Annotated in this window: 12 protein-coding genes; 4 read left to right on the top strand and 8 right to left on the bottom strand. The window is 55.0% G+C overall.

Annotated elements, in window-relative coordinates:
- Positions 1 to 44 precede the first annotated feature (44 nt).
- Positions 45 to 1,625: a helicase HerA-like C-terminal domain-containing protein gene (locus tag RA157_RS10680; RefSeq protein ID WP_350333108.1), complete on the bottom strand. Its 1,581-nt coding sequence runs from the start codon at positions 1,623 to 1,625 to the stop codon at positions 45 to 47.
- Between the two features lie 285 nt (positions 1,626 to 1,910).
- Here RA157_RS10680 and RA157_RS10675 point away from each other — a divergent pair, with 285 nt between their 5' ends.
- The gene (locus RA157_RS10675) at positions 1,911 to 2,288 is read left to right on the top strand and encodes a DUF2267 domain-containing protein (protein WP_350333107.1); all 378 of its coding nucleotides are present in this window, start codon (positions 1,911 to 1,913) and stop codon (positions 2,286 to 2,288) included.
- A gap of 102 nt (positions 2,289 to 2,390) precedes the next feature.
- Positions 2,391 to 2,798 (top strand): DUF4332 domain-containing protein, encoded by a 408-nt coding sequence (locus tag RA157_RS10670; RefSeq protein ID WP_350333106.1) that lies wholly within the window; start codon positions 2,391 to 2,393, stop codon positions 2,796 to 2,798.
- 114 nt (positions 2,799 to 2,912) lie between these two features.
- Here the strand turns inward: RA157_RS10670 and RA157_RS10665 are convergent, their stop codons facing one another.
- Entirely contained in the window at positions 2,913 to 3,626 is a 714-nt protein-coding gene (locus RA157_RS10665) for a helix-turn-helix transcriptional regulator (RefSeq protein WP_350333105.1), read from the bottom strand.
- 399 nt (positions 3,627 to 4,025) lie between these two features.
- Between RA157_RS10665 and RA157_RS10660 the strand changes: the two genes are divergently transcribed.
- Both RA157_RS10660 and scpA read left to right on the top strand, forming a co-directional pair.
- Positions 4,026 to 5,891: a methylmalonyl-CoA mutase family protein gene (locus RA157_RS10660; RefSeq protein WP_350333104.1), complete on the top strand. Its 1,866-nt coding sequence runs from the start codon at positions 4,026 to 4,028 to the stop codon at positions 5,889 to 5,891.
- A 4-nt stretch (positions 5,892 to 5,895) separates the two neighbouring features.
- A complete protein-coding gene (gene scpA, locus RA157_RS10655) occupies positions 5,896 to 8,058 on the top strand; it encodes a methylmalonyl-CoA mutase (protein WP_350333103.1) in 2,163 nt (720 codons plus the stop codon).
- Here scpA and RA157_RS10650 read toward each other — a convergent pair.
- The 6 genes from RA157_RS10650 to RA157_RS10625 all read right to left on the bottom strand — a co-directional run bounded on the left by RA157_RS10650 (position 8,015) and on the right by RA157_RS10625 (position 16,812).
- A complete protein-coding gene (locus RA157_RS10650; RefSeq protein ID WP_350333102.1) occupies positions 8,015 to 10,249 on the bottom strand; it encodes a putative bifunctional diguanylate cyclase/phosphodiesterase in 2,235 nt (744 codons plus the stop codon). The two genes, scpA and RA157_RS10650, sit on opposite strands and share 44 nt — an antisense overlap.
- A 135-nt stretch (positions 10,250 to 10,384) precedes the next feature.
- A complete protein-coding gene (locus RA157_RS10645) occupies positions 10,385 to 12,772 on the bottom strand; it encodes a putative bifunctional diguanylate cyclase/phosphodiesterase (protein ID WP_350333101.1) in 2,388 nt (795 codons plus the stop codon).
- Complete coding sequence (locus RA157_RS10640) at positions 12,769 to 13,758, bottom strand: cytochrome-c peroxidase (RefSeq protein ID WP_350333100.1); 990 nt, start codon at positions 13,756 to 13,758, stop codon at positions 12,769 to 12,771. The genes RA157_RS10645 and RA157_RS10640 overlap by 4 nt, the downstream gene beginning before the upstream one ends.
- Positions 13,759 to 13,996: 238 nt before the next feature.
- Positions 13,997 to 14,833, bottom strand: a complete 837-nt coding sequence (gene fghA, locus RA157_RS10635; protein WP_350336191.1) for an S-formylglutathione hydrolase — start codon at positions 14,831 to 14,833, stop codon at positions 13,997 to 13,999.
- A gap of 88 nt (positions 14,834 to 14,921) precedes the next feature.
- Entirely contained in the window at positions 14,922 to 15,872 is a 951-nt protein-coding gene (locus RA157_RS10630) for a D-2-hydroxyacid dehydrogenase (protein WP_350333099.1), read from the bottom strand.
- A gap of 118 nt (positions 15,873 to 15,990) precedes the next feature.
- Positions 15,991 to 16,812, bottom strand: a complete 822-nt coding sequence (locus RA157_RS10625) for a hypothetical protein (protein ID WP_350333098.1) — start codon at positions 16,810 to 16,812, stop codon at positions 15,991 to 15,993.
- Positions 16,813 to 16,870: the final 58 nt, after the last annotated feature.

Below are 16,870 nucleotides of genomic sequence, written 5' to 3'. Positions count from 1 at the left end.
CGAAAACCCTATTGGGCGTGGTTGCTCATTGGTAAAAATATCAATTAAAATCCGCGCTTTAATGATCCCAGAATGCCGCGAACCAGAGCTCGCCCAAGGGATGAACCTACAGACCTCACAACGGACTTGAGAGCGGCCTCCGCAACAGACTGGCGATTGGATTTTCGCCGTGTGGTCCGTCGCCTTGTTCGGGTTTCACTCTTGCGGCGCGAGGACCGTGTCGGCCTGTCATCCCTGCCGAAGTCAGGCAGCTGGAAACCGGTACGGGTCCGCTTCATGCGGCGCCCCTCATCTCGGTCACGATCCTCCTGCTGACGCTGATCCTGTTCCTTCTGATCCTGTTCCGCCGCCTTGCGCTTCAGCACCTCATAGGCTGATTCCCTGTCCACGGCCTCTTCATACTGGCCAAAGACAGGGCTCTGCCGGATAACAGCCTTCCGCTCATCTGCGGTCAGCGGGCCAAGACGGCCGACCGGAGGCCGGATCAGGGTTTTCTGCACAACGGATGGCACGCCCTTTTTCTGCAGAGTCGAGACCAGAGCTTCACCGACTCCGAGTTCGGTTATCACGTCAACCGCTTTGAAATCAGGGTTTGGACGGAAGGTTTCCGCAGCCGCTTTCACGGCTTTCCGATCCCGTGGGGTAAAAGCGCGCAGGGCATGCTGCACCCGGTTGCCCAACTGACCCAGAACCGAATCCGGCACATCAATCGGATTCTGCGTGACAAAATAGACACCAACCCCTTTGGAGCGGATCAGACGAACAACCTGCTCGACTTTCTCCAGCAGGACCTTGGGCGCTTCATCAAACAGAAGATGGGCTTCATCAAAGAAGAAAACCAGACGCGGCTTGTCAGGGTCACCAACCTCGGGCAATTCCTCAAACAGCTCAGACAGCAGCCAGAGCAGGAAGGTGGCATAAAGTTTAGGCGCTGCCATCAGCTTGTCGGCCGCCAGAACATTGACCACACCGCGACCGGATGAATCCGTCCGCATGAGATCGGGAATCTTCAGGGCCGGTTCGCTGAAGAATTTGTCCCCGCCCTGCTCTTCCAGCACCAGGAGCTGCCTCTGGATTGCGCCGATGGATGCTTTCGAGACATTGCCGTATTCAGTCGAAATCTCTTTGGCATGCTCCGCGAGATAACTCATCATGGCCCGGAGATCTTTCAGATCCAGCAGCAGCATGCCTTCATCATCGGCAATGCGGAAGGCGATGTTCAGCACACCCTCCTGGGTCGGATTGAGATCCATGAGGCGGGACAGAAGCAAGGGCCCCATTTCTGAAACCGTTGTTCTGATCGGATGACCCTGTTTGCCGAAAAGGTCCCAAAAAACAACCGGGCTTGCTGAGAATTCATAGTCCTCAAGCCCAATCTGTTCGGCCCGTTTCAGAAGAAAGTCTTTCGGCTCGCCCGTAGCGGCGATGCCTGACAGATCACCCTTTATATCAGAGCAGAACACCGGCACGCCAGCCCTGGAAAATCCTTCTGCCAGAATCTGAAGCGTAACCGTTTTGCCGGTTCCTGTAGCCCCGGCAACAAGGCCGTGGCGGTTGGCCAGTTTCAGGCTTAGAAGCTCATCCTTGCCGCTTCCGCCAATAAAAATCGAAGTGTTATCGGTCATGATTCCCGCATCCGCTTGTTCTCCCCAACCGGACTATAGTGAACTTCCCGACGTTGTTGAACCATCTGATTGTCATTGCGAAAGACAAGGCTGTAACTGATTACCAACCTGCCAGGCTGCGCTGACGTCAAAGGCCAGCATGCCCCTGCGTCACCTGTACTGCTTCTCAAAAAAGACGGGATATGGAAGGCCGTTCAGCCGTTCTTGTACTTGTGTCGAGGCGAAAATTGGGGGAACAATAGCGCAGAAACGACACTTGGTTCATCACTCTGAAGGAACATTTTTATGGACGATCTGATTGCACGCGTCGCACAAGCTGCCGGAATCGATGAAGGACTGGCACAAACGGCCGTTAAAATCATTCTGAATTTCCTGAACAAGGAAGGCCCTGCAGATCAGATGAGCCAGCTTCTGGATGCGGTTCCAGGCGCCCGCAATATGATTGACGGCGAAGAGGCCGGCGGTGGCGGCGGTCTGCTTGGCGGCCTTATGGGCGGCATGGGTGCGATGGCAGCCCTGAATGAACTTACATCGTCCGGCCTCGACATGAGTCAGATCCAGGGTGTGACCCGCGAGCTGATGAGTGTCTCCAAAGAGGCCATCGGAGAAGAAGCGGTCGATGAGATCGTCAATTCAATCCCGGGCCTGAGCCAGGTTCTGTAACCGCAAAAGCCAGGCCCTAGGGTCTTGACCCTAGATTCCCGCCGAGGGGGGCGGTCGACCAGATGACGAATGGGGATTCGTCCAATCAGGAAAGGAATACACATGGCATATGCAATTACAGAGATTGAAGGCATTGGACCGACCTATGCCGAAAAGCTCGCCGGACAGGGCATCAAGACCACTGCAGACCTGCTTGACAGAGCGAAGGACCCTAAGGGCCGCAAAGAGCTTGCCGCAGCGGCTGACATTGATGCCAGCCGCGTTCTGAAATGGGCGAATATGGCTGACCTGATGCGCATCAAAGGCGTCGGAGAAGAATATTCTGAGCTTCTTGAAGCCGCTGGCGTCGATACGGTCAAGGAACTGCGCAATCGCAATGCAGCCAATCTGGCTGCCAAGATGCGGGAAGTGAATGAAGCCAAGAAGCTGGTTCGCCAGACACCCGGCGATGGTCAGGTCGAGGCTTGGGTTGAGCATGCAAAAACCCTCGACCCGATCATGACCTATTGAGTGAACTCATGACTTGCTGAGTAAACTCGGAGCTTAAAACCAAAACCCGACCGTCTCAGGGATACCCCTTCAGACGGTCGGGCTGTTTTTCGCCAAGCCGGTTCCCAACACGCTTTAAAGCACAATCTGACCATAGCGGATTGCTTCTACAACGGTCTGGGTCTTGTTTGAGGCATCCAGTTTGCCACTGGCATTCTGCAGGTGAGCATGGACTGTACGCTGGGATATGGACAGAAGGTCTGCAATATCGGCCGCGGTCTTGCCACGTGCGGTGAGCTCAAGGACACGCCGTTCGCGGGTGGACAGTTCCCCGGGCCTGTTATTCGACAAAGCTCCCAGTTCCGCCAGCCGGCGGAATAGATGCCCTGTCAGGAAATGCAGGGCGCGCAAGTCCATGCAATCTTCCGGCAGATCGCTGCCAACAAGAAGAACGACCCCTTGTATGGCTGTTGGTTCCACGCTGGGAAGCGCCAGAATCTTGCGGCTCGTCCCGGCCTGGGTCAGCACTGAAGCCAGTGATGAGGTTTCGTCCTGATCTGTTCTCTCGTCAGCCCAGAAAAACGGTTTTCGCGCCACAAGACAGCGCTGCAATAGCCCATCTTCCGACCGGACTGGCCCAAGGGCAGACCGGTCACGGGAAATTGTCAGACTCCACGCCCTGATAATCAGAGGATCAAGCATACCGTGCGGCATCGGTATGCCCGTGATTACAACCGCCTGAGCTCCAAACTGTCTGAAACACTCGATTAGACGATCGATGATCTCCTCACGGTCCTCCGTCAGTTGTAGCTTCTGGACCTCTGCATAGATTTCGCTCTCTATTGTCATTGTTATGTGCTTTATATGCTCTGATTGGTCGGCCCTGTTATTTTTGTTCATTTTGCTAGGCAACTTTAGGCTTCTATTCAATTGGCGAAACTGACAGTAACTTCCACTAATTCAAGGTGGTTCAACGCATTTTCCCTACACCTTCGCCCTGGCGCCTACTTCCCCCAGTACCGCTTATGACAAATTGACCGGCCAGATCCAACCCTGGAAACATCCGTTACGTGCACGATATATGGCCCGCAGCCGACATCGGTCTAAAAACTCACGCTATGGTGTATAATGTCTGTCTTAGTCACTGCTACGCATGACACTAAATGTCTGATGCACGTCTTTCGGCTAGCTTGCCGGAAAGGGCACTTGCGGCGTAAATGACCCCAACGATCAAGGGATCATGCAACCATGACGACTTCTGGTACTTCGTTCACAAACGACTTTCCGAGCGGCAATCGCGAGCTCTGGACGCAAGCTGTTGAGAAAGCTCTCAAGGGGCGCTCTGCGGATTCTCTGCAGAGCAGGACCTATGACGCCATCTCTATTCACCCGATCTATGAGCGAGCGCAGGGAACCGAGGCCCTTTCAGGCCGCCCCGACAACGCGCCCTGGCAGGTTGTGCAGCGCGTCGATCATTTTGACACGACCAAAGCCAATCACCAAGCGCTGATTGATCTGGAGAACGGCTGCTCAACCCTTGCGCTGGTTTTTGCGAGCTCTCCGGCGGCTTATGGTTTCGGACTGCCCAGATGGGACAGCACTGTTTTCTCGGAAACGCTTGCTGATATCGAGCTCACGGCCATAGATCTGCATCTGGATGGCGGCTGGAACAGTCGCCGCGTGGCGGACAGCTTTGCCGAATGGGTGGGTGAACGCGGCTTGGACGCCTCAAGTCTGTCTGTGACCTTCAATCTTGATCCGCTGGGTGCCCTTGCTGCCACAGGGATACTGGCCGCGCCCTGGGATGATGTGGCACCAAAACTCGCGGCCACCACACAGGCCCTGGCCGAACAGGGTTTCAAAGGCCCCTTCGCCGTGGCCGACGGACGCCCTTATCACGCAGCCGGTGCAACAGACGGGCAGGAAGTCGGCATTCTTCTGGCTACCGCCCTCGCCTATCTGCGCGCGTTTGAGGCGGCAGGTATCGCATTGGACGATGCCGCCGGGTGGATCTCTTTCACAATTGCCCTTGACGCTGACCAGTTCGCAGGTATTGCAAAGATCCGTGCCCTGAAGCTTGGCTGGGCCCGTATCCTGCAGGCCTCCGGCATTTCCGGTGTTGAACCCCGCATTCATACAGAGACCGCCTGGCGGATGATGACCCGGCGAGATCCTTACGTGAATATGCTGCGTGTCACCACAGCAACATTCGCTGCAGCTGTGGCCGGGGCAAACAGCCTTACTGTCCTGCCATTCACCCAGGCCCTGGGCCTGCCGGATGAATTTGCCCGCCGGGTGGCCCGCAATACCCATCTGATCCTGTCGGAAGAGTCAAATCTGCATAAGGTCTGCGACCCGGTGGCCGGTTCAGGTTTCACCGAGAGCCTCACCGATGATATCGGCGCAGCTGCCTGGTCTCTGCTGCAGTCTATTGAGACTGAAGGCGGTGTGGCCAATGCCCTGATCTCAGGCAGTCTCCAGACAGCAATCAACAGCGCCGTCGACGCCCGCGACCGCAACATCGCCCGGCGCAAGGATGAGCTGACCGGTGTCAGTGCTTTCCCCAATATCGCAGAAGCTCCGGTGACGGTCGAAAGTGATGCGGTTCATCCGGCCTTCCTGCCGGAGCCGGATGTCATCCAGGCAGCACCTCTTGAAGCCCGCCGCCTGGCAGAACCTTTCGAGGCTCTTCGGGAAGCTGCAGAAGAGACCGGAGAAACACCGGAGATCTTTCTCGCCAATCTCGGAACAATCGCCCAGTTCACCGCACGCTCCACCTGGATCAAGAATCTGTTTGAGACAGGCGGCATCAAGGCCCCGGGCAATGATGGCTTTGACAGTTCATCCGCAGCCACTGAGGCCTTCAAGGCCTCTGGTGCTCGTCTTGTCTGCCTGTGTTCATCTGACACTGTATATGAGACACTGGCAGAAGAGACTGCTCGAGCTCTCAAGCAGGCTGGTGCCTCCCACATCTATCTGGCGGGCAAGCCCGGTGACAATGAAACCGCGCTGCGGGAGGCCGGAGTGGATGGTTTTGTCTATGCCGGCGCCAACATTCTGGACCTCCTGAACGAGGCCCATGACCTGCTTTCAGATCAACCTTCTGGGGAATAAGACCATGAGCCGTATTCCTGATTTTTCTACAATGGATTTCAGTCGCACCGCTTCTGGTACCGGTGTCGAGACCACCCCCTGGGCGACACCGGAAGGGATCGATGTGAAAGCATCCTACAGCGAGGCTGATCTGGCCGGACTGGATTTCCTTGAGACGTGGCCGGGCCTTGCACCGTTCCTCCGTGGCCCCTACCCCACCATGTATGTGCAGCGTCCATGGACGGTTCGGCAATATGCCGGTTTCTCAACTGCTGAGGATTCCAATGCCTTCTACAGGCGCAATCTGGCTGCAGGGCAAAAAGGCCTGTCCATTGCGTTCGATCTGGCCACCCATCGTGGTTATGATTCAGACCATCCGCGGGTGATGGGCGATGTGGGCATGGCCGGTGTGGCCATCGATTCCATCTATGACATGCGCACCCTGTTTGATGGCATTCCGCTCGACCAGATGAGCGTATCCATGACCATGAATGGTGCTGTCCTGCCCTGTCTGGCCCTCTATATTGTGGCCGCGGAAGAGCAGGGTGTGTCGCAGGATCTGCTATCAGGAACCATTCAGAATGACATCCTGAAAGAGTTCATGGTGCGCAATACCTATATCTATCCGCCTGCGCCATCCATGAAGATCATTTCCGACATCTTCAGCTATACATCCCGGCATATGCCAAAGTTCAATTCGATCTCGATTTCCGGCTATCACATGCAGGAAGCCGGGGCGACGGCTGATCTGGAACTGGCCTACACCATCGCTGACGGGATTGAATATATCCGCGCCGGAACAGCGGCCGGACTTGATGTGGATGCCTTTGCACCACGCCTGTCCTTCTTCTGGGCCATTGGCATGAACTTCTTCATGGAAGTGGCTAAGATGCGGGCTGCACGCCTGATCTGGGCCAAGCTGGTGAATGAGGAGTTCGGCCCGAAAAATCCGAAGTCCCTGTCTCTGCGGACCCACAGCCAGACATCCGGCTGGTCGCTGGCCGCGCAGGACGTTTTCAACAATGTGGTCCGGACCTGCATTGAGGCCATGGCCGCAACACAGGGTCATACCCAGAGCCTTCACACCAATTCGCTGGATGAGGCGCTGGCTCTGCCGACTGATTTCTCAGCCCGGATCGCCCGCAATACGCAGCTCTTCCTGCAACAGGAGTCCGGCACCACCAAAGCCATCGACCCATGGGGCGGCTCTCATTTTGTCGAGCGCCTGACCGCTGATCTCGCAGAGCGGGCTCTTGAGCGCATTCGTGAGGTTGAAGAGCTTGGCGGCATGGCCAAGGCAATCGAGGCCGGCATTCCGAAACTCCGCATTGAAGAGGCTGCGGCGAAAACCCAGGCCAGGATCGATTCAGGCCAGCAGACGGTGGTCGGCGTCAACAAGTACAAACCGGACAGCGAAGCCGAAATTGACGTGCTGAAAGTGGATAATTCCGCTGTTCGTGCCCGCCAGATCGAGAAACTCGAGCGGTTGCGCGGCGAGAGAAACCAGACAGATGTGGATCAGGCGCTGCATGCTCTGACACGGGCTGCGGAAAGCGGAGAAGGCAATCTGCTTGACCTTTCCATTCAGGCCGCTCGCGCCAAGGCCACTGTTGGCGAAATCTCTCTGGCAATGGAAAAGGCTTTTGGTCGCCACAAAGCCGAGATACGGTCAATCTCCGGCGTGTATCGCGAAGAGGTGGGTCAAATGAGTGAACCGGTAAAGCGTATCCAGAAGCTGGTCGACGAATTCGAGCAGAATGATGGTCGCCGCCCGCGTATCCTGATCGCAAAGATGGGACAGGACGGCCATGATCGCGGCCAGAAAGTGATTGCCTCAGCCTTTGCAGACCTTGGTTTCGACGTGGATATCGGTCCGCTGTTCCAGACCCCTGAAGAAGCCGCACGCCAGGCTGTTGAGAATGATGTGCATATTATCGGTGCATCGTCACTGGCTGCCGGTCATCTGACGCTTGTCCCGGCTCTCAAGCAGGCTCTTGCCGATGAAGGCGGTGACGATGTGATGATCGTGGTCGGCGGCGTTATTCCGCCTCAGGATTTTGATGAGCTGCTGGCATCCGGTGCCTCCGCCATCTTCCCTCCCGGGACCGTTATTGCGGAAGCAGCTGAAGGGCTTATCGCTGAGCTTAACAAGCGACTTGGCTATGGTCCTGCAGAGGCAGCGGAATAGAATTTGATACCATCCGGGCCATGTCATCCTCAGACATGGCCTTGCCAAAATAGTAGCCCTGGTAGAAATCACACTGCCGCTCATTGAGGAAATCATACTGACTCGAGCACTCCACGTGCTCGGCAATGGTTTCGAGCCGCAGCGTTTTGGCCATCGCCAGAATACCCTCCACAAGCGCCCGGGTGCTCTTGACGCGTTCAAGGTCACAAATGAAGCTGCCGTCAATCTTGACCACATCAAACGGGAAGGTCTTGAGCTGAGACAGAGATGAATAACCCGTCCCGAAGTCGTCCAGCGCAAAGCGAATACCGATTTCCTTGAGCTCACGCATACGGGCCGACACATGCTCTTCATCACGAGCCATCACATGCTCGGTCAGCTCAATGGTCAGCTTGAAAGGCTCCAGCCGCTCCCGCGTCATCAGCAAGGCCAGATCAGAGACGAAGCTTTCTGTATGGAACTGCTGAATGCTGACATTCACCGACAGGCCAATATCTTTCAGGACGGGATGATGCTTCCAGCGCCCGAGCACAGCGCAGCCCTCTCTGAGCACCCACTCGTTGATATCAAGGATTACTCCGGTCTGTTCTGCCACCGGGATGAACTCTGATGGCATGATCAACCCGCGTTGCGGATGGTTCCAGCGGATAAGAGCCTCCGCGGAGGTAATCCTTCCCTCTCCGTCAACAATTGGCTGGAAAGCAAATGTGAGTTCATTACGCTCCAGGGCGACCTTCAGTTCTGACTGAAGGGTAAACAGCTCCGACACCCTCTGCACATTCTCCGGATTGTGCAGAACAAAGTTGTTCCGGCCATTCCGCTTGGCCTCATACATGGCAATGTCAGCACATTTCAGAAGATCCTGCGACGCCTGAGCCATACCATTGAACACGATTACACCGATACTGGGTGTTGCCTTGTGCCGGATTTTGCCAAGATCAAACTTGTCGCTGAAGGCATCCAGAATCTTGCTGGCCACGTAGCGTGCGCTGGCCAGCGCTTCGTCCTGATCCCGGCTTAGGTCATCCAGAACCACCACGAACTCGTCACCACCAAACCGCGACACTGTATCACCGGGGCGCACCACATCTGAGAGACGTCTGGCCACGAGACGCAGCAGCATGTCTCCAAGCTCATGGCCTTGCGTGTCATTCAGCGCTTTGAAATTATCCATATCAATGAACAGAACCGCACCATGCGAAGCGGAGAAATGACTGGTTTCAAGAGCCCGGTCCAGCCGCTCTTTCAGCAGCCTGCGGTTTGGCAAGCCGGTAAGGGCATCGAAATAGGCCAGTTTGCGGATTTCCATCTCGGCATGTTTGCGGTCAGAAATATCTGACAGATATCCATGCCAGATTACGGACTCATCATCCTGGCGCTCCGGCTTGGCCGTTACCATCAACCACACATGGTCACCACCTGGCCTGATAAACTCAAACTCCGCCTCAAAGAGGGTCAACTGGTCCGCTGACCGCCTGAGATTGCGTCGATAAACATCCCGATCCTCAGGGGCGATGAAGTTCACGAAGGCACCCGGCTTTCGCTTCAGCCGTTCGAGATCCAGCCCTGTCAACTCTCCGAAGCGAGCACTGACATAGGGGGTGGAGTATGCGCCATCAGTTCTCAGAACAAGCTGGAACAGGGCACCCGGAACAGACGCCGCAAGATTCTCGAGTTTCCGCTCAAGTTTTTCACGGGTACGACTGGCGGTTACGTCTCGAACAGACCCCTCGTAATAGAGCGGTGCATGGCTTTCTGGATGGCGGACCAGACGGGCATTCTCAGAAATCCAGATTGTCTTGCCTTCCGCCCGGTGATGCAGCTCCGAGACAAAATCGGTCACTCTGTCCTGATCTGCCAGAAGTTGCTTGAACTGCTCCCGCCGTCCGGGTTCGACATACCACTCCCCCCGCGTCCAGGGGCCATGGGCACGGAGATCCTGCTCGCTTTCAAAGCCCACCATCTGGATCAGGGCCTTGTTCACACGCAGCAGTCGTCCCTCAAGGCTGGTCTGATAGAGCCCTTCGGTCAGGTTGTTGATTGTATCGTCAAACGGAGGGGTGAGAATATTAGTGACGGATTTCCGCTGCCGGGGAGGTCTGAGCCAGTGAAACAAATAGGTCAGACCAATGCCTAAGCACGATCCAGCCACCAGGCCAACTTCCAGGCCAATACCATCCAAAACAGGCATATGCGTCCCCCAAATACCGCAAAATTATGCGGAAACAGGACTCTAACCGCATCACGTTAAAACAGAATTAATCAAATAAATCTTAGGTTGTAAAAATTGATATAAATCAGTGAATTATGCATGACCTGCAACTGGTTAGCCAGATTTACGATCTCCAAGGACTGGAGCCGAGAGACTGCTGTTTCGGCAGGACAGAATAAGCTGCTCCAGCCTATCCCAGTCAATAAAGGGGCCAGAAACCGTATCGGCGATATCGCGCTGAAACCTATTGAACCATGGCTCAATCTGATGTGCTGGCAACGGCATCGTGAAGAAATATCCCTGCAGCTCATCACAGCCGATCTCATGCAGACTCTGACACTGATCGAGGGTCTCCACCCCTTCTGCAACCACCGGCAGGCATAGAGCATGCCCCAGACGTACAGCGGCACTGGTGATGGCCATGTCTTCAGTGCAAGACAACATGTCATTGATGAAGCTTCGATCAATTTTCACACTGCTGACCGGAAGCTGTCTCATATAGCTCAATGAAGAATATCCGGTGCCGAAATCATCAATGGCCAAGGCGATGCCTGCTGTATCAATTTGTTCCAGCCGGGCCAGAAGGAAGGGCTCACTTTCGATCTCAAGGCTTTCGGTGATCTCAAAACCCAACTTTGCTGGGGATAGTCCTGTTTCGGCCAGAATAAGCTGAACGTGATTGACAAAGGTATCTTGACGCAACTGACGGGCCGACACATTCACCCACATGCGCCCCAGATCATGCCCCGCCTGTGACCATTGTCGCATCTTGCGCGCGGCCTCTTCCATCACCCACAGACCCAGCTCGATAATTAATCCGCTCTCTTCAGCAATTGAGATTGCATGATCAGGCCGGATCGTACCCAGAACCGGATGATCCCAGCGGAACAACGCTTCCAGTCCAGATATAGTTCCTGTCTGAAGGTTCACCTTGGGCTGATAGGCCAGGTAGACACCATCTTCTGTTTCAAGTGCCCGTCTGAGATCCGCTTCGAGTTTGCGGCGGTTCCGTTGTTCCACATCAAAGCGTGGCTCAAAACGGCTGACCTGGTTCCGACCACGGCTTTTTGCGTGATAGAGAGCCAGGTCGCCCTTTCTCATCAGATCGTGAGCCTCGGTGGCATCAAGAGGTGCAAGTACGGCACCGATACTGACGCCAACCTGAATAGACAACCCATCAATATCAACCGGCTGATGCACAATATCACGCAACCGGTCCGCAAGGATCATCGCGATTTCCGGATCGGACAGGTTTTTGAGAATAATAGCGAATTCATCACCGCCGAGCCGCGCGACCGTATCGTCAGGCTGACAGGTTTCAACAATGCGCTGTGCAATGGATGACAGCAATCTGTCCCCGACCGGATGGCCAAACTGGTCATTCACTGCCTTGAACCCATCAAGATCAAGCAGAAGAAGACAGATATCGCAGCGCTTGTACTCTTCGCTGTGCAGAAGCTTTTCCAGCTCCTGATTGAGGTAGGACCGGTTGCTGAGGCCAGTCAGAGAATCCCGCCAGGCGAGTTTCTGGATAGTCCGTTCTGCAATCCGCCGTTCTTCAACCTCTCTCTCAAGATTCGCATTGGCTTCTTCCAGCGCCCCGGTCCTCTGGCGAACCCGCAGCTCAAGGGTGGAGTTATACACTTCAAGCCGGTCTGTCAGCCTGCTCATCAGGGTGAAGAGGTACAGGATCATCCCCGCCCCTATAACGATCGCAGCAATCAGGCTGTAATTGTAGACAGACTGATCCTGATCCGCCTTGAGCCGCCAGGCATTGATGCGTTCTGCTATCTGTTCAGACAGCTGCAGATGCTCACCTGACAAGATATGCCTTACCAGCGCCCTGTTCTTTTCCGCGCGGTTCCGGATCAGGAAGGCATGACGCTGGAAGCTTTTGACAATGCGTTGTAGTGCCGTTGGTAGCCGGTCATAGGAACTGGATATCATCGCGCTCTCAGACATCAGTCCCTCATTATGGACATGCGTATCCGCAAGTCCCAGACTGCCATCTATCAACACATGCAGTATCTTGGCCTCAAGAGCATGAAGAAGCGGTTCCAGGTCTTCAGACACCTCATGCTCCAGCTCGGCCAGACGGTCCAGAATACCAAACAGATAGTTCCTGGAATTGCGCAGAACCGCATTCTCAGATTTATACGTCTCGATCTGGTCTCTTAGCTCAACAAGCTTGAAACCATAATCTTCAATAAGGGCCAGATCATCCCTACGCGCGGTGGATGCTTCATCCAGCTCCCGCTTGATGTCTCCGGACACCTCCTGCATCGCCCGCAGTGTCTTAACCAGCGTGTCGTAGTGGAGCAATTCGCCATTGTCGACCAGCAGGATATCCCGGGTCAGGTTGGCCTGGTACTCATGCAGCATACGCAATTGCTGCAAGACGCGATGCTGTCGGCTGGCATCAGGCATACCGACGGTCAGAACCGCGATAACGACGCCTGTCAGGATGACACCCAGAAAGACAATACGTCCGGACTGCCTCATTGAGGGATCTCCTCGGCAGTCAGGCTATCGAGAAACAGTGCAATCAGTCGAACTTCCTCATTATTCAAATCCAACCCAAGCTGATAATTGCCCATCAGGCGGATGGCATCGTCGAGGGTATTCACCCCGCCATTATGGAAATAGGGCGCCGTCAGTGCCACATTTCTCAGGCTCGGAACCTTGAACATGTTCCGGTCTTTCTCCCGCCCGGTGCTCTCGAACAGACCAGCCCGACCTTCATGTCCGGTCACCGTGAGATAGTCGAATTCACTGAAGATCCCCACTTGCTGATAAAGATTACCGCCGACTCCCATTCCCTGGTGGCAGGAAATACAACCGAGATCCTTGAACAGACGGTATCCGCGCGCTTCATCGCCGGTTATGGCATCCAGATCCCCTTTGAGGAAGCGATCGAAACGGGATGGTGTCCGCAGCGTATCCACATAGGCAGAGAGAGCTCGGGTGATGTCGTCCTTATCCGGCCTCATCAGGCCAGATTGTTTCAGAAGGCTCGTATAATCCGCATCAGCGGCAAGCCGCCTGGTTACAGAAACCCAGTTGACTTCCATTTCCGGGCTTTCAAGCACGCTTTCAATCATCGCCTGCAGCTCATGGGAGCGGCCGTCCCGGGCGAAAGCAAACTGTCCACCCACATTGAAGACAGTGGGTGTGTTGACCGTTGTCTCAAAGCCATACGTACCGGTGGAAAGACGTCTGTTGTCCATGCCTCCCAGTTCTATCGGGTGGCATGATGCACAGCTGATACGATTATCACTGGACAGTCCGGTATCATGAAACAGCTTTCTACCAAGCTCGACAAGTTCAGCCGGATAGGCCGGGGCACCCGCCAAAGGCTGGATCGGTTCCCTTATATCTGTCCCGGTCTGCTCTCCGCTGTCTGCGGGGGAGACAGCCAACAGACCTGCACTCAAAATGCAGGCCAGAAGCCGCCATAGACCAGATCCTGATTGCGTGCCCCAACGCATGATCATGTCCCGTTCTGGATCTTAGAACGAGCACGCTATCACGAAAATCTGAACAAGCGCTAAAGATCAAGGAAACTCTACGTTTTGCCAGAATTTTACCCTGGATTGCATCTCCGAACCATACAATTTCGCAATATTTTAATACCACATTGCAGGCCTTTAAGCCTGCAATGTACCAAGTGAGCGCTTTAGGGTTCAGGTCTCAGAGACTTACTATGCAGTCCCGCTTCAAAACAGATTACAGGGAGAGGCGTTCCGCATGCCACTCGATGTGATCGCCAATGACAGATGCAATAAAGTAGTATGAGTGATCATAACCACCCAGCATCCGGAGGGTCAGCTCGACACCCGCCTTGCGGCATGCCTCTTCAAACAGCCAGGGCTTAAGTTGCTCTTCCAGGAAACCATCAGCACTGCCCTGATCGACCAGAATATCACCACTCCAGCCGTGAGCCTTGACCAGTTCACAGGCATCGTGCTCTGCCCACTGGCCCGTGTCAGACCCAAGATAAGCCGTCAGAGCTTTCTCACCCCATGGGCAGTTCATCGGAGACACAATCGGGGCAAAGGCCGAAACCGAACGGAATTTCTCAGGATTGCGCAGCGCGATGGTCAATGCACCGTGACCACCCATGGAATGACCGGTGATTCCTATTGCATCCTCATCAATGGGAAGTGCCTCAATGACCATGTCATAGAGTTCCTTCACCACATAATCATACATGCGGAAATGGGGTGCCCATGGTTCTTCCGTTGCGTTCACATAAAAACCTGCGCCCTGGCCGAGGTCATATCCCTCATCATTGGCAACCCCTTCACCGCGCGGGCTGGTGTCAGGCGCAATGAAGATCATGCCATGATTGGCGCACCAGGCTTGGGCGCCGGCCTTGGTGGTGACATTCTCCCAGGTGCAGGTCAGACCGGAGAGATAAAACAGGGTCGGACATTCGAGCCCTGCCAATGCCTGAGCCGGAAGGAAGACGGCGAATTCCATCTCGGTTCCGGTTGCTTCAGAAGTATGCCGGTAAACACGCTGCTGACCGTCAAAGCACTTTACTGATGATACGAGTTCCATGATCTCTGGCAGTTCCTGTTGCTCTGTTCTCATTATCCTGCCATCACCGGTGACACAGGACGCACAACAGCACAAGTCCGAAATCGCTCTAGACCTTATTGGCCAGTGGGAGGCCCTTCAGCCACCGTTCCAGATTATCACCAAAGAAATGTGTAAACCGCTCTTCCCAGTCGAGAACGGAATCAGCCGTGTGGTGGGTCATCAGCAGGTTCTCCAGATCCCATAGTCTGCTGTCTGCCGGGAGTGGTTCCTGTTCAAACACATCCAGATAGGCCGCCTTCAGGTGACCGGTTTCAAGAGCAGCCACCAATGCCGCCTCCTTGACCACCGAACCTCTGGCCGTATTCAGAAGGATAGAGCCGGGTTTCATCCGTGCGATCCTGGTCTCGTCAAAAAGGTGGTGTGTTGTCTCATCGAGCCTGACATGCAGAGAGATGATATCAGCATCCGTGATTACGTCATCCAGCTGCTCAGGCCTGATCATTCTGTCAACAGACGGGTGTGGTTCATCCCTGTTCCGGCAGCCGATCACCGTCATGCCGAAGGCCTTTGCCCGGTCAGCAACCGCACCACCAATATGACCAAGCCCGATAACCAGAAGCGTCTGGCCAGCCAATGGGCGAAACTGGATCTGCTGCCAGGTTCGTCTTGTCTGCAAATCCCGATAGGGCAGGAAATTGCCGTTCAGAGCAATCATTGCCCCCATCACGGTTTCCGCCAGAAATGGTGCATGCAGTCCGGCGCAATTGGTAACCGTCAGGTCATCACGTTCCAGCGGCAACAGGTGATCATACCCGGACCCGCCAACCTGAACCCATTTCACTGATGGACAAAGCGTGATCTGCCGGTGCTGTTCTCCCGGGAAATCAGGACCTTTAACTGAGAAGGCCGCGACGGGCTTGTGATCCTCAAGAACCTTGCGGATTTCTTCATCCGTTCGGGCCGGTACGAAGGTCAGTTCGGGGAACCGTCCGGCGACCAGCGGAACGGTATGATGAGCAACAGCGCTGGCAATCAGAACAACCTGAGAAGCGACCATGGTATCCTCACAAATATCAGCGCAAGTGTATTGTACAAACAATAAGGCCCGCAAGGTGGAGCAAACCACCTGCGAGCCAGAGACCAGGACTAAAGGAGAATATGCAGATAGAGCCGCGTCAGCTCTTTTTCTTCTTTTTCTTGCCTTTACCCATGAATTTCAGCCGGTCCTTGATCTGCTTGTTGCAGTTCACACGTGACCGGTACAGTACTTCTTCATTCTTGAAGCTGAGCAGCTGGGCGTCCCGAGGGCCACGGGTGAAGGATTTTTCACCATCGTGCAGCCACTGGATAACAGCGTAATCGCTGCCGGCATCCGCCAGAATGGCCAGCGGCTTGCCATTGGCGGAAATCCCGACCTGGCCAACCCGCAGCTGCTGAACCGAAACCGCCTGATCCTGGCCGTTCCAGGTCAGTTTGTCCTTGGTGAGAACCAGCTTCTTCTTGGTCTTGCCGTCAGCAGATGCATAAGCCCCGAGCAGGTCTTCCAGTTTGGTGAGAACCGCAAGGCAGGATTTTTTGGCATTCGGCACACTCAGACGGCGGGCCGTTGTTTCGGTCAGCACACCGTCTCTGGTGGAGATCTTGTAGGTCATATGGGTGTCATCGATCCGGGCCACATCAATCCGGGCACCGAGATAACCCGTGCCATTCAGGTGGCGGGCGAGAAATGTATAGCGCCCTTCCGCAGCAGAGCCCGATTCAAGATACAGCCATGTTTTCGGCAACTGCCCTTCAAACAGAAGCCAGTCACTGATCACAAGAGACTTGAAGCCATCACCTTCGGGCAGTTCCCAGACGCCTGCGTGAAATGGCGTATCCTCTGCCGCCGGAGACAGAGACACGGTGCCCAGCACCATGGCTGCCGCAGCACCAAGAACCAACGCGCCGCGCATCAGTCGTGAATTGATATCACCCATCATGGAAGATACGGATTTCATTCTACCCTACCCCTTACTTCAGCTGCGCACCCCCGAACTGATCAGTTCTGGTGCATGC

This window comes from Coralliovum pocilloporae, from assembly GCF_030845175.1.
Classification (GTDB): domain Bacteria; phylum Pseudomonadota; class Alphaproteobacteria; order Rhizobiales; family Cohaesibacteraceae; genus Coralliovum; species Coralliovum pocilloporae.
The sequence above is the reverse complement of the archived record's forward strand: the minus strand, read 5'-3'. Positions and strand labels throughout refer to the sequence as shown.

Coding starts and splice junctions, on each gene's coding strand:
- RA157_RS10680 (WP_350333108.1), bottom strand. CDS start 1,625: ATGACCGATAACACTTCGATTTTTATTGGCGGAAGCGGCAAGGATGAG.
- RA157_RS10675 (WP_350333107.1), top strand. CDS start 1,911: ATGGACGATCTGATTGCACGCGTCGCACAAGCTGCCGGAATCGATGAA.
- RA157_RS10670 (WP_350333106.1), top strand. CDS start 2,391: ATGGCATATGCAATTACAGAGATTGAAGGCATTGGACCGACCTATGCC.
- RA157_RS10665 (WP_350333105.1), bottom strand. CDS start 3,626: ATGACAATAGAGAGCGAAATCTATGCAGAGGTCCAGAAGCTACAACTG.
- RA157_RS10660 (WP_350333104.1), top strand. CDS start 4,026: ATGACGACTTCTGGTACTTCGTTCACAAACGACTTTCCGAGCGGCAAT.
- scpA (WP_350333103.1), top strand. CDS start 5,896: ATGAGCCGTATTCCTGATTTTTCTACAATGGATTTCAGTCGCACCGCT.
- RA157_RS10650 (WP_350333102.1), bottom strand. CDS start 10,249: ATGCCTGTTTTGGATGGTATTGGCCTGGAAGTTGGCCTGGTGGCTGGA.
- RA157_RS10645 (WP_350333101.1), bottom strand. CDS start 12,772: ATGAGGCAGTCCGGACGTATTGTCTTTCTGGGTGTCATCCTGACAGGC.
- RA157_RS10640 (WP_350333100.1), bottom strand. CDS start 13,758: ATGCGTTGGGGCACGCAATCAGGATCTGGTCTATGGCGGCTTCTGGCC.
- fghA (WP_350336191.1), bottom strand. CDS start 14,833: ATGGAACTCGTATCATCAGTAAAGTGCTTTGACGGTCAGCAGCGTGTT.
- RA157_RS10630 (WP_350333099.1), bottom strand. CDS start 15,872: ATGGTCGCTTCTCAGGTTGTTCTGATTGCCAGCGCTGTTGCTCATCAT.
- RA157_RS10625 (WP_350333098.1), bottom strand. CDS start 16,812: ATGAAATCCGTATCTTCCATGATGGGTGATATCAATTCACGACTGATG.